Source organism: Pseudomonas sp. YeP6b, assembly GCF_025642995.1.
In the GTDB taxonomy this organism is placed as follows: Bacteria; Pseudomonadota; Gammaproteobacteria; order Pseudomonadales; family Pseudomonadaceae; genus Aquipseudomonas.
The window spans coordinates 1,312,727-1,325,469 of the sequence record NZ_CP080090.1; the positions used below are offsets into that span (position 1 = coordinate 1,312,727).

Below are 12,743 nucleotides of genomic sequence, written 5' to 3' on the forward strand. Positions count from 1 at the left end.
TGTGGAGTAGCATGGCCGCATGCCCTTTACGGAGTGTTGGCCTATGTCCTTTGCGGTAATTCAAATGGTCAGCCAGAGTGACGTCCTGGCCAACCTGGCTCAGGCCCGGCGCTTGCTGGAGCAAGCGGCGGCGGGCGGTGCGAAGCTGGCGGTACTGCCGGAAAACTTCGCCGCCATGGGCCGTCGTGACGTCGCCGACATTGGTCGCGCCGAAGCCTTGGGCGAAGGCCCGATCCTGCCGTGGTTGAAACAGGCCGCCCGCGACCTCACCTTATGGATAGTGGCCGGCACATTGCCGTTGCCGCCTAAGGACCAACCGAACGCCAAATCCAACGCCTGCTCGCTCTTGATCGATGATCGGGGTGAAATCGTCGCCCGTTACGACAAACTGCACCTGTTCGATGTCGACGTGGCGGATGCTCGAGGTCGTTATCGCGAATCCGACGACTATGCTTTCGGTGGCAATGTTGTCGTGGCGGACACGCCGGTGGGGCGCTTGGGCCTGACGGTATGCTACGACTTGCGGTTCCCCGAGTTGTACAGCGAATTGCGTGCGGCGGGGGCTGAATTGATTACCGCGCCCTCGGCCTTTACGGCGGTGACCGGCGCTGCACATTGGGATGTGCTGATTCGTGCGCGAGCCATCGAAACCCAGTGCTACCTGCTGGCAGCCGCCCAAGGCGGCGTACACCCAGGCCCACGGGAAACCTTTGGCCACGCAGCAATTGTCGACCCTTGGGGGCGCGTGCTGACACAACAGGATCAAGGCGAAGCGGTGTTGTTGGCCGAGCGCGATAGCAGTGAACAGGCGTCGATACGGGCGCGCATGCCGGTGGTCAACCATCGGCGCTTTTTCTCGCAGGGCGCGCAGCGGCCTGCTTCGGAACGATGAATTTAAGGCCAAACCTATGAGCGAGTTGTTGTCCTCAGTCAGTGAACACCTCCTGGCACCCGGTGGCGTGACCATCGAAAGCTTGCAAACCGTGCTCGGCGATCTGGCCGGGCCAGGCATCGACGCGGCCGACCTGTATTTCCAAGGGCAGATTTCCGAGTCTTGGGCCCTCGAAGACGGCATCGTCAAGGAAGGCAGCTTCAACCTTGATCAAGGTGTGGGCGTGCGCGCGCAATCTGGTGAGAAGACCGGGTTTGCCTACAGCAACGCCATTACCCTTGAAGCCCTGGGCCTGGCGGCGCGTGCGGCACGCTCAATCTCTCGCGCCGGCCAGAACGGCACGGTGCAGGCATTCAGCACCCAGGATGTGGCTCAGTTGTACGCGCCGGATAACCCTCTGGAAGTGATCAGCCGTGCGGAAAAGGTCGACTTGCTCAAGCGTATCGATGCGGCCACCCGTGCCCTCGACCCGCGTATCCAGCAAGTCACCGTGAGCATGGCCGGTGTGTGGGAGCGCATTCTTGTGGCGTCCACCGACGGCGGGTTGGCGGCGGATGTACGGCCGCTGGTGCGGTTCAATGTCAGTGTGATCGTCGAGCAGAACGGTCGCCGCGAGCGCGGTGGCCATGGCGGCGGCGGGCGCACCGACTACCGTTATTTCCTCACTGAAGACCGCGCCATGGGCTACGCCCGCGAAGCGCTGCGCCAGGCACTGGTCAACCTTGAAGCCATTCCGGCGCCAGCCGGTACCTTGCCGGTGGTACTGGGCTCGGGCTGGTCTGGGGTTTTGCTGCACGAAGCGGTGGGCCACGGCCTGGAAGGCGACTTCAACCGCAAGGGCAGTTCCGCCTACAGCGGGCGCATGGGCGAGATGGTCGCGTCCAAGCTGTGCACCATTGTCGATGACGGCACCCTGGCCGGTCGTCGTGGTTCGCTGAGCATCGACGACGAAGGCACGCCGACCGAGTGCACCACGCTGATTGAAAACGGTGTGCTCAAGGGTTACATGCAAGACAAGCTCAACGCCCGCCTGATGGGCGTGGCGCGTACTGGTAACGGCCGCCGCGAGTCCTACGCTCACCTGCCGATGCCGCGTATGACCAACACCTACATGCTCGGTGGCGAAAGCGACCCGGCGGAAATCATCGCCTCGGTAAAACGCGGGATCTACTGCGCCAACCTCGGCGGCGGCCAAGTGGACATCACCAGCGGCAAATTTGTGTTCTCCACCAGCGAGGCGTACCTGATCGAAGACGGCAAGATTACCGCGCCGGTCAAAGGGGCAACGTTGATTGGTAACGGGCCAGAAGCCATGAGCAAGGTGTCGATGGTCGGTAACGACCTGTCGCTGGACAGCGGCGTGGGCACGTGCGGTAAAGATGGGCAGTCGGTGCCGGTCGGCGTTGGTCAGCCAACCTTGAAGATTGATGCGATCACCGTGGGTGGCACGGGGTCGTAAAAGGTGGAGCTTCGGGTGGCGCAGAACGCCACCCGGGGAAGAGGATCAGCGCAGGCCGCGTTGAGTCTCGTCCAGCTCACGGATGTACTTGAAAATTTTACGGCTGGTGGCCGGAGCCTTGTTTTGCGCCAGTTCGTGCTGGGCCTGACGGATCAGGGAGCGCAGTTGCTGGCGGTCCGCGTCCGGGTAGTCCAACACGAACTTCTCCAATACAGCGTCATCGCCCGAAATCAGGCGGTCACGCCAACGTTCCAGGTTGTGGAAACGTTCGTTGTATTGGCGAGTGGAGGCATCGAGTTGATCGAGCAGGGTCAGAATGGCGTCAGTGTCCTGATCGCGCATCAGTTTGCCGATAAACATGATGTGCCGTTTACGCGCGATATTCGCGGTGTGCTTAGGTGCATCAGCCAGGGCCCGGCGCATTTCGTCGGTCAGTGGCAGTTTTGCAACCAAGTCAGGCTTGAGCGTTGTAAGGCGCTCGCCAAGGTCAACCAGAGCATGCAGCTCGCGTTTGACCTGGGTTTTGCTTTTCTCCCCATCGAGGGAGTCGTCGTAAGAATCAACCATGGTGGCAGTCCGCAAAGAAACGCCGCCATGATAACCAGTCGGGGGCCGCTTGTCCGGCCCGGTCGCTCGATGGCCTTAACCGAAAGCAGAATTTGAGTGGAGAAAACCATGAGTGCAGCCCAAAGCGTCGGTCCGCAAGCGTTACCGGCACTGCAGGAACAAGTCGAGCAGATCCTTGCCGAGGCCAAGCGCCAGGGGGCCAGCGCCTGTGAAGTGGCGGTGTCGCTGGAGCAGGGGCTGTCGACGTCGGTGCGCCAGCGGGAAGTGGAAACCGTCGAATTCAATCGCGACCAGGGTTTTGGTATCACCTTGTATGTAGGGCAGCGCAAGGGCTCGGCGAGTACGTCGGCCAGCGGGCCCGAAGCGATTCGCGAGACGGTCGCCGCTGCGTTGGCGATTGCCAAGCACACCTCCGAAGATGAAAGCTCAGGCTTGGCTGACAAGGCACTGATGGCCAAGGACTTGAAGGATTTCGATCTGTTTCACACTTGGGACATCACGCCTGAACAGGCTATCGAGCAGGCGCTGATCTGCGAAGCGGCAGCGTTTGATGCTGATCCTCGCATCAAGAATGCTGACGGCACCACCTTGAGTACCCATCAGGGCTGCCGCGTGTATGGCAACAGCCACGGGTTTATCGGTGGTTACGCCTCCACTCGCCATAGCCTGAGCTGCGTGATGATTGCCGAGGCCGATGGCCAGATGCAGCGTGATTACTGGTATGACGTGAGCCGCCAAGGCGAATTGCTGGCTCACCCGGTCAGCATTGGCCAGCGCGCAGCCCAGCGTGCGGCGAGCCGCCTGGGCGCGCGCCCGGTACCGACCTGTGAAGTGCCGGTGCTGTTTTCGGCAGAGCTGGCCGGCGGGTTGTTCGGCAGCTTCCTGGGCGCGATTTCCGGCGGCAACCTCTACCGCAAGTCTTCGTTCCTTGAGGGCGCAATCGGCCAGAAACTGTTTCCTGAGTGGCTGACCATTGATGAGCGCCCGCACCTGATGCGCGCCATGGGCAGTTCGGCGTTCGACGGTGATGGCCTGGCCACTTATGCCAAACCGTTTGTCGAAAAGGGCGAGTTGGTCTCCTACGTTCTCGGTACTTACGCTGGCCGCAAGCTTGGCCTGCCAAGCACCGCCAACGCCGGTGGCGTGCACAACCTGTTCGTGACCCATGGCGACGAAGACCAGGCGGCGTTGCTGCGTCGTATGGGCCGTGGCCTGCTGGTGACCGAACTGATGGGCAGTGGCCTGAATATGGTCACCGGTGATTATTCCCGCGGCGCGGCGGGTTTCTGGGTAGAAAACGGCGAAATTCAATTCGCCGTGCAGGAAGTCACCATCGCCGGCAACATGCGCGACATGTTCAAGCAGATCGTTGCCGTGGGTAACGACCTGGAACTGCGCAGCAACATTCGCACCGGTTCGGTGTTGATCGAGCGGATGACTGTCGCCGGCAGCTAATCACTCTCGCGCTCAAAAAAAGGCACGCCATCGTACAGATGGCGTGCCTTTTTTTATGGCCGAGTCACAGGTGGATTAACGTGCTGTGCTTGTTTTGATTCTCAATATCATTTAATAATAAATATCATTATCGAATGAGTGTGGATCATGAGTTCTGTCCTGCATGAGGATCCGTACCTGGAAAGCTGGCGCTGGATGAGTCGTCAGATTCGCTGCGGCCTCGATCCCAATGAACCTCGCCTGATCGAACATTACCTCAATGAGGGTCGGTACCTGGCGTGTTGCACCGCGACCCATCCGTGGACGATCGCCGAAACCTCATTGCGCCTGCTGATCGACACCGCCCGCGATATCGCCTTGCCCTGGCATTGGCGCTCCATGTGCCTGGACCAGGCGTGGCGCCCGCTGCGCGACCTGGAAAACCTCTCCCACTGTGCCTGCCGCCTTAAGCGCTGGCAGGCCTTTGCCTGGCAATTGGCGACCTGCGAATTGCTGCCTTCCATTTCTGTTTCTGACCTGGTGCAAGGATCTTCCGATGAGTAACACCCGTATCGAACGCGACAGCATGGGCGAACTGCAAGTACCGGCCGAGGCCTTGTATGGCGCACAAACCCAGCGCGCGGTGAACAACTTTCCGATCAGCAACCAACGCATGCCGGCGCAATTCATCCGCGCCCTGATCCTGGCCAAAGCCGCTGCGGCCAAGGCCAACGTCGACCTAAAGCAGATCAGCGAAGGGCAGGGCAAAGCCATTGTCGATGCCGCCCAGGGCTTGCTGGAGGGCGATTACATGCCGCACTTCCCGGTGGATATCTTCCAGACCGGCTCCGGCACCAGCTCCAACATGAACGCCAACGAAGTGATTGCGACCCTGGCCACACGTTTGTTGGGCGAGGCGGTCAACCCTAACGACCACGTGAACTGCGGCCAAAGCAGCAACGACATCATTCCCACCACCATCCACGTCAGTGCCGCCTTGGTGCTGCATGAGCAAACGCTGCCGGCGCTGTTGCACTTGGTGCAGGTGATCGAGCAAAAGGCCGAGCAAGTGCATCCGTTCATCAAGACCGGCCGCACCCACTTGATGGACGCCATGCCGGTGCGCATGAGCCAGGTGCTCAACGGCTGGGCGCAGCAGCTCAAGGCCAATATCGGTCACTTGCAGGACTTGCTGCCGAGCTTGCAGGCCCTGGCTCAGGGCGGCACGGCGGTCGGCACCGGGATCAACGCACACCCGGAATTCGCCGCGCGTTTCAGCCAGCAACTGAGCAACCTGACTGGCGTGAAATTCACCCCGGGCAGGAACCTGTTCGCATTGATCGGCTCCCAGGACACAGCCGTTGCCGTGTCCGGCCAGTTGAAAGCCACCGCCGTCTCGCTGATGAAAATCGCCAATGACCTGCGCTGGATGAACTCCGGACCGCTCGCAGGCCTGGGTGAAATCGAGCTGGAAGGCCTGCAACCGGGCTCTTCGATCATGCCGGGCAAGGTCAACCCGGTGATCCCGGAAGCCACTGCCATGGTCGCGGCCCAAGTGATCGGCAATGACACGGTGATTACTGTCGCGGGGCAATCCGGCAACTTCGAGCTGAACGTGATGCTGCCGATCATCGCCCAAAACCTGCTCAGCAGCCTTGAACTGCTGGCCAATTCGAGCCGCTTGCTGGCCGACAAGGCCATCGCCAGCTTCAAGGTCAACGAAGCCAAGCTCAAGGAAGCGCTGTCGCGCAACCCGATCCTGGTCACCGCACTCAACCCGATCATTGGTTACCAAAAAGCCGCTGAAATCGCCAAGAAGGCCTATCAGCAAGGCCGTCCGGTAATTGATGTCGCTCTCGAGCACACTGACTTGTCACGTAGCCAACTGGAGATCCTGCTGGATCCGGAAAAGCTTACGGCGGGCGGCGTGTAATCACCGACTCTGCTTTGGAGGCTCACCATGGAGCACTGGAAACGCACGATCGAACGGGCCAATCGCTGCTTTATGCAGGGCGAACTGGTCGACGCTCGCGAGGCCTATTTGCAAGCCCTGGCCCTGGCTCAAGTGTTATTCGAGCGTTGGGCGGATGCCGACGAAGCAGTGGCGGCTTGCGTCATTTCCCATCACAACCTGGCGGACCTGCACCTGCGCCTGAACCAGCCTGAGGAAAGCGCGGAGTACCTGTGTGCTATCCACCAGCGCCTGCTGCAGACCCTGCAGGACCCGCGCCTGAGCCGGCAATTGCGCGAGGCGGCGCTGCGCCAGAGCAGCAAGACCTACGTCGAACTGTTGAACTTCATCAGCGATCACGGCGAGTACCCGCGAACCCATCGCTTGTTGGGTGGCGCTGCGGTGCAAACGGATGCGTCGATCCGCAACAGTCCTTATTACGGAGCACATTGATATGTCCTACACCTTGCCTGCCCTGCCTTACGCCTACGATGCCCTGGAGCCGCACATCGATGCGCAAACCATGGAAATCCACTACACCAAGCATCACCAGACCTACATCAAGAACCTGAATGCGGCGGTTGAGGGCACTGAGTTTGCGGGCTGGCCGGTTGAGAAGTTGGTGTCCAGCGTCCAGCAGTTGCCGGAAAAACTGCGTGCCGCAGTGATCAACCAAGGTGGCGGCCACGCTAACCACTCGCTGTTCTGGGCGGTGATGTCGCCCAAAGGCGGCGGTAAACCTGAGGGCGTGCTGGGCAAAGCGATCGAGGAACAGTTGGGTGGTTTCGACAGTTTCAAGGATGCCTTCACCAAGGCTGCCCTGACGCGTTTCGGCAGTGGTTGGGCCTGGCTGAGCGTTACCCCACAAAAGACCCTGGTGGTCGAAAGCAGCGGCAACCAGGACAGCCCGCTGATGAACGGCAATACGCCGATCCTCGGTCTGGACGTCTGGGAGCACGCCTACTACCTGCTCTACCAGAACCGTCGTCCGGAATACATCAACGCCTTCTACAGCGTGATCAATTGGCCGGAAGTCGCCGCACGCTACCAGGCCGCCTTGGCCTGATATTGACCCTATAACAAGACCTAAGGCCGACTATGGGCACTGAAATACTGGCGATCAGCAGCGGACGAATGTTTCGTTATGCGTTTGGCTCACTGCTGCTATTGGCAGGTACTGCATTGCTGGTGGCCCACGGGCTGGCCTGGCTGGACCTTGAACCGCGCATCCTGCGTGCCTTGCAGGGCGGGTCGATCTGCGCGCTCGGCACGGCGCTGGGCGCGGTGCCGGTGCTGGTGATTCGTCGGATGCCGGTAGCGCTCAGCGATACATTGTTGGGCTTTGGTGCTGGAGTGATGTTGGCAGCAACTGCCTTTTCGCTGATCGTGCCGGGTATCGCTGCCGCTGAAGGCCTGGGGCTTTCGCCCTGGGGCGCCAGTGGCTTGATCAGCTTTGGGATCATGCTGGGAGCGTTCGGGCTGTACCTGGTCGACCGCAAGGTCTCCGGCGCCAGCCCGGAAATGCTGGTGGGCACGCCGGATAAACCGGTGATCCCACCCCGCATCTGGCTGTTTGTGTTCGCCATCATTGCCCACAACATTCCGGAAGGCATGGCGGTGGGTGTCTCTGCCGGTGGCGGGATGCCGGATGCCGATAGCCTGGCCATGGGCATTGCCCTGCAGGACGTGCCGGAAGGTTTGGTGATTGCGCTGGTCTTGGCCGGGGCCGGGATGTCGCGGGTCAAAGCGTTCCTGATCGGCGCCGCGTCAGGGTTGGTAGAGCCGGTATTCGCTGTGTTGTGCGCGTGGCTGGTGAGCCTGGCAGAAGTTTTGTTACCGCTGGGCCTCGCGCTTGCGGCTGGTGCGATGTTGCTGGTGGTGACTCACGAAGTGATCCCCGAATCGCGCCGCAATGGTCACGAAAAGCTTGCCAGCTTGGGGTTGTGCATCGGGTTCTGTTTAATGATGGTGATGGATACAGCTCTGGGGTGAGGCTGTTGCAGCCTCACATCCCTCTCAAAGGGTGGGCTTACTCACCTTCGTCGAAGTAGTTATTGATCAGCGCCACCAAGGCATCCATCGCTTCCTGTTCCTGCTCGCCTTGCGTCTTCAGGTGAATTTTGGTGCCCTTGCCGGCGGCCAGCATCATCATCGACATGATGCTCTTGCCGTTGACCATGGACTCCGGCGTGCGCCCGGCGTAGATCTCGCAAGGAAATTGTCCGGCAACGCCGACGAATTTAGCGGAAGCGCGAGCGTGCAGGCCCAGCTTGTTGATGATTTCAATTTCCAGAGCGGGCATCGCGGGGTGGTCCTTTCAGCTAAGGTCGCGGTGGCGAACCTGGACGTTCTTGAGGGTTTGCTGCAGCACCTGGCCCAGGCGTTCGGTCAGGTAGACGGAGCGATGGTGGCCGCCGGTACAGCCAATGGCAATGGTGACATAGGCCCGATTGCTCGCAGCAAAGCGCGGCAACCATTTGAGCAGGTAGCTGGAGATGTCTTGGAACATCTCCTCTACATCCGGCTGCGCGGCCAGGTATTCGGCCACAGGCTGATCCAGCCCCGACTGTTCGCGCAGTTCTGGCTTCCAATAAGGGTTAGGCAGGCAACGCACATCAAAGACCAGGTCGGCGTCCACCGGCATGCCGCGCTTGAAGCCAAACGACTCGACCAGAAAAGCGGTACCGGGCTCTGGCTGGTTCAGCAGGCGCAGCTTGATGGCATCCCGCAATTGATACAGGTTCAGGCTGGTGGTGTTGATCTTGAGGTCGGCGAGGTCAATGATCGGGCCGAGCAGCGTGGTCTCGTCCTCAATGGCTTCGGCCAGGGAGCGATGCGGGCTGCTGAGGGGGTGGCGTCGGCGGGTCTCGGAAAAGCGCTTGAGCAGCGTTTCTTCGTCCGCATCCAAGTAGAGCACATCGCAATGAATGTGCTTGGCGCGCACTTCCTCGAGCAATTGCGGGAATCGCTCAAGGTGGCTGGGCAGGTTGCGGGCGTCAATCGAAACGGCAACCAGGGGTTGTGCCAATTCAGTGTGGATCAGCGCGCGCTCTGCCAGTTCAGGCAGCAGGCCCGCAGGCAGGTTGTCGATGCAATAGAAGCCGTTGTCCTCAAGAACGTTGAGGGCAGTGCTTTTACCCGAGCCGGAACGGCCGCTGACGATGATCAAACGCATGATTACTGCCCGCTTTGTTCATCCAGGACAACCTGATAGAGCGCCTCGTTGGTGCTGGCACTGCGCAGTTTGTCGCGTACTTCCTTGCGGTCGAGCATGCTGGCGATCTGCCGGAGCAGTTCCAGGTGTGCATCGGTGGCGGCTTGCGGGACCAGCAGAACGAACAGCAGGTCGACCGGTGCGCCGTCGATGGCGTCGAAATCAATTGGTGCATCGAGGTGCAGCAGGGCGCTCACTGGGGCTTCACAGCCTTGCAGGCGGCAGTGAGGAATCGCGATACCGTTGCCAAAACCGGTTGAACCGAGTTTTTCACGGGCGATAAGTGCCTCATACACAGCTTGCGTATCCAGTTCGGGCACTTCGCGGCCGATCAGGTTGGCAATTTGTTCTAGGGCGCGCTTTTTACTGCCGCCCGGCACGTTCACGAGAGAACGGCCGGGGGTCAGGATGGTTTCAAGTCGGATCATGGGTGGGGAGTGTTAGCGGCCTGTGCCCTGAAGAAGGCTCTGCTGCTTTTCCTTATGCTTTTTGATTTGGCGATCCAGCTTGTCGGTCAGGTCGTCAATGGCGGCATACATATCTGAATGCTCAGCATTGGCGACGACTTCCCCGCCGGGTATACGCAAGGTGGCTTCGATTTTCTGCTTCAGCTTTTCGACAGTCATGATGACTTGCACATTGGTGATCTTGTCGAAATGCCCCTCAATTCTTTTGAGCTTTTCGCCTATGTAGGCGCGCAGCGGTTCGGTCACTTCCAGTTGGTGTCCACTGATATTGACTTGCATACAGCTTCTCCTTCGTTGCCAGTGCATAAAGCGGCGGGTAGGAATACCCGCCACTGGAACGCTATGGCCCGCCCGTCACATCAAACGCTTACGCTCGCTGGAAGGCGCGATCCCGAGGGACTCGCGGTACTTGGCGACGGTTCGACGGGCGACCTGAATGCCTTGTGCCTCCAGTAAACCAGCGATCTTGCTGTCACTCAACGGCTTTTTCTGATTTTCCGCGGCAACCAGTTTTTTGATGATCGCGCGGATCGCCGTGGACGAGCATTCGCCGCCTTCGGAGGTGCTGACGTGGCTGGAGAAAAAGTATTTCAACTCATAAATACCCCGTGGGGTATGCATGAATTTTTGCGTGGTCACCCGGGAAATCGTCGATTCGTGCATGCCCACCGCCTCGGCGATGTCGTGCAGCACCAGCGGTTTCATGGCCTCGTCGCCATATTCCAGGAAGCCGCGCTGGTGCTCGACGATCTGGGTGGCCACTTTCATCAGGGTTTCGTTGCGGCTCTGCAGGCTCTTGATGAACCAGCGCGCTTCCTGCAACTGGTTGCGCATGAAGGTGTTGTCGGCGCTGGTGTCGGCGCGGCGCACAAAGCCTGCGTATTGCGGGTTGACGCGCAGGCGCGGCACCGATTCCTGGTTCAATTCCACCAGCCAGCGCTCGTTGTCCTTGCGCACGATCACGTCGGGAACCACGTATTCGGCTTCGCTGGACTCGATCTGCGAGCCCGGGCGAGGGTTGAGGCTCTGTACCAGCTCAATGACCTGGCGCAGGTCGTCTTCCTTGAGCTTCATGCGGCGCATCAGCTGGCTGTAGTCGCGGCTGCCCAGCAGGTCGATGTAGTCGGTGACCAGGCGCTGGGCCTCAGCGAGCCAAGGGGTCTTGGCCGGCAGTTGGCGCAGTTGCAGCAGCAGGCACTCGCTGAGCGTGCGAGCGCCGATACCGGCGGGCTCGAATTGTTGGATGCGGTGCAGGACGGCTTCGATTTCGTCCAGTTCAATGTCCAGTTCCGGGTCGAAGGCCTCGAGGATTTCATCAAGGGTTTCGTCCAGGTAGCCCTGGTTATTGATGCAGTCGATCAGGGTGACGGCGATCAGGCGATCGGTGTCCGACATCGGCGCGAGGTTCAGTTGCCACAACAAATGGCTTTGCAGGCTCTCGCCGACGGACGTACGGGTGGTGAAATCCCACTCGTCATCATCATTGCTCGGCAGGCTGCTGGCGCTGGTCTGGTAGACGTCTTCCCACGCGGTGTCCACGGGAAGCTCGTTGGGAATGCGCTCGTTCCATTCGCCTTCCTCAAGGTTATCCACCGTCGGGGCGGTTTCCTGATAAGAGGGTTCCTGCACGTCGGCGTTGGGTTTTTGCTCGATGTTGTCGGCCAGCGGGTCTGCATTATCGAAGTCGTCGCCTTCTTCCTGGCGTTCGAGCATCGGATTGGACTCCAGGGCCTCCTGGATTTCCTGTTGCAGGTCCAGGGTCGACAATTGGAGCAGGCGGATGGCCTGTTGCAGCTGCGGTGTCATCGTCAGCTGCTGGCCCATTCTCAGGACTAGCGATGGTTTCATGGCAGGGGCTTAACACCTTATTCGCCGGCGCAATGCGCCATCCACGACAGGGCGCGTGAGCGCCAAACATAAGCAAATTATATGCCTGATATCGGGGGCTTTGCCTAGAGCGCGGTAACAATAAAAAAAACGAGGTTTTTATTGACTCCCGCGCGCCTTGGCGAATGGCCAGACACCACAGTGCTTACAGGCGGAACTCATGGCCCAGGTACACTTCCTTGACCAGTTCGTTGGCCAGGATAGTGGCGGAATCGCCTTCGGCGATCAGCTGGCCATCGTTGACGATATAAGCTGTTTCACAGATATCGAGGGTCTCACGGACGTTGTGGTCGGTGATCAATACGCCGATACCCTTGGCCTTGAGGTGATAGATGATCTGTTTGATGTCGCCGACCGAGATCGGGTCGACGCCGGCAAACGGTTCGTCCAGCAGGATGAACTTAGGCGCAGTGGCCAGGGCGCGGGCGATTTCCACACGGCGACGCTCACCACCGGACAAGCTCATGCCGAGGTTGTCGCGAATGTGGTTGATATGGAACTCCTGCAGCAGGCTTTCCAGCTCCTTGCGGCGGCCATCACGGTCGAGTTCCTTGCGGGTCTCAAGGATCGCCATGATGTTGTCGGCCACTGACAGTTTGCGGAAGATCGACGCTTCCTGGGGAAGATAGCCGATACCTGCACGTGCACGACCGTGCATGGGCTGATGGCTGACGTCCAAGTCGTCGATCAGTACACGCCCTTGATCCGCCTGAACCAGCCCGACGATCATATAGAAGCATGTGGTCTTGCCGGCACCGTTCGGGCCAAGCAAGCCGACGATCTGGCCACTGTCGATCGACAGGCTCACGTCGCGTACGACCTGACGGCTTTTATAGGCCTTGGCCAGATGCTGGGCTTTCAGGGTTGCCATT

At 60.0% G+C, this 12,743-nt stretch carries 15 protein-coding genes; 8 read left to right on the forward strand and 7 right to left on the reverse strand.

Annotated features, from left to right (window positions below; genetic code table 11):
• Positions 1–43 precede the first annotated feature (43 nt).
• Positions 44–892 carry a carbon-nitrogen hydrolase family protein gene (locus KZH41_RS05860; RefSeq protein ID WP_094950419.1) on the forward strand — a complete coding sequence of 283 codons (849 nt, stop codon included), beginning with the start codon at positions 44–46 and terminating at the stop codon, positions 890–892.
• Positions 893–908: 16 nt separating this feature from the next.
• Entirely contained in the window at positions 909–2,351 is a 1,443-nt protein-coding gene (gene tldD, locus KZH41_RS05865; RefSeq protein WP_094950420.1) for a metalloprotease TldD, read from the forward strand.
• A 45-nt stretch (positions 2,352–2,396) separates the two neighbouring features.
• Here tldD and yjgA read toward each other — a convergent pair whose 3' ends face one another.
• Positions 2,397–2,918, reverse strand: coding sequence for a ribosome biogenesis factor YjgA (gene yjgA / locus KZH41_RS05870; protein WP_064450713.1), 522 nt, complete (start codon positions 2,916–2,918; stop codon positions 2,397–2,399).
• A 108-nt stretch (positions 2,919–3,026) separates the two neighbouring features.
• On the opposite strand from yjgA, the gene pmbA reads away from it, so the two are divergent.
• The 6 genes from pmbA to KZH41_RS05900 all read left to right on the forward strand — a co-directional run bounded on the left by pmbA (position 3,027) and on the right by KZH41_RS05900 (position 8,295).
• Positions 3,027–4,373, forward strand: a complete 1,347-nt coding sequence (gene pmbA, locus KZH41_RS05875) for a metalloprotease PmbA (RefSeq protein WP_263274516.1) — start codon at positions 3,027–3,029, stop codon at positions 4,371–4,373.
• Between the two features lie 147 nt (positions 4,374–4,520).
• Positions 4,521–4,916, forward strand: coding sequence for a FagA protein (locus tag KZH41_RS05880; RefSeq protein WP_242154471.1), 396 nt, complete (start codon positions 4,521–4,523; stop codon positions 4,914–4,916).
• Entirely contained in the window at positions 4,909–6,285 is a 1,377-nt protein-coding gene (locus tag KZH41_RS05885) for a class II fumarate hydratase (RefSeq protein ID WP_094950423.1), read from the forward strand. The genes KZH41_RS05880 and KZH41_RS05885 overlap by 8 nt, the downstream gene beginning before the upstream one ends.
• Before the next feature lie 27 nt (positions 6,286–6,312).
• Positions 6,313–6,756: a hypothetical protein gene (locus KZH41_RS05890; protein ID WP_094950424.1), complete on the forward strand. Its 444-nt coding sequence runs from the start codon at positions 6,313–6,315 to the stop codon at positions 6,754–6,756.
• Between the two features lies 1 nt (position 6,757).
• Positions 6,758–7,369 carry a superoxide dismutase gene (locus KZH41_RS05895; protein ID WP_263274517.1) on the forward strand — a complete coding sequence of 204 codons (612 nt, stop codon included), beginning with the start codon at positions 6,758–6,760 and terminating at the stop codon, positions 7,367–7,369.
• Positions 7,370–7,401: 32 nt separating this feature from the next.
• Positions 7,402–8,295, forward strand: a complete 894-nt coding sequence (locus KZH41_RS05900; RefSeq protein ID WP_094950426.1) for a ZIP family metal transporter — start codon at positions 7,402–7,404, stop codon at positions 8,293–8,295.
• Positions 8,296–8,332: 37 nt separating this feature from the next.
• Here KZH41_RS05900 and KZH41_RS05905 read toward each other — a convergent pair whose 3' ends face one another.
• The 6 genes from KZH41_RS05905 to lptB form a co-directional block, all read right to left on the reverse strand.
• Complete coding sequence (locus tag KZH41_RS05905) at positions 8,333–8,605, reverse strand: HPr family phosphocarrier protein (RefSeq protein WP_094950427.1); 273 nt, start codon at positions 8,603–8,605, stop codon at positions 8,333–8,335.
• 15 nt (positions 8,606–8,620) lie between these two features.
• Entirely contained in the window at positions 8,621–9,478 is an 858-nt protein-coding gene (rapZ, locus tag KZH41_RS05910; RefSeq protein ID WP_083360130.1) for an RNase adapter RapZ, read from the reverse strand.
• A 2-nt stretch (positions 9,479–9,480) separates the two neighbouring features.
• On the reverse strand, positions 9,481–9,945 hold the full coding sequence (ptsN, locus tag KZH41_RS05915; RefSeq protein WP_094950428.1) for a PTS IIA-like nitrogen regulatory protein PtsN: 465 nt from the start codon (positions 9,943–9,945) through the stop codon (positions 9,481–9,483).
• Positions 9,946–9,957: 12 nt separating this feature from the next.
• Positions 9,958–10,263: a ribosome hibernation-promoting factor, HPF/YfiA family gene (hpf, locus tag KZH41_RS05920; protein WP_010170586.1), complete on the reverse strand. Its 306-nt coding sequence runs from the start codon at positions 10,261–10,263 to the stop codon at positions 9,958–9,960.
• A 75-nt stretch (positions 10,264–10,338) separates the two neighbouring features.
• Positions 10,339–11,832: an RNA polymerase factor sigma-54 gene (locus tag KZH41_RS05925; RefSeq protein ID WP_094950429.1), complete on the reverse strand. Its 1,494-nt coding sequence runs from the start codon at positions 11,830–11,832 to the stop codon at positions 10,339–10,341.
• Positions 11,833–12,016: 184 nt separating this feature from the next.
• Positions 12,017–12,742, reverse strand: a complete 726-nt coding sequence (lptB, locus tag KZH41_RS05930) for an LPS export ABC transporter ATP-binding protein (RefSeq protein ID WP_094950430.1) — start codon at positions 12,740–12,742, stop codon at positions 12,017–12,019.
• Between the last annotated feature and the right edge of the window lies 1 nt (position 12,743).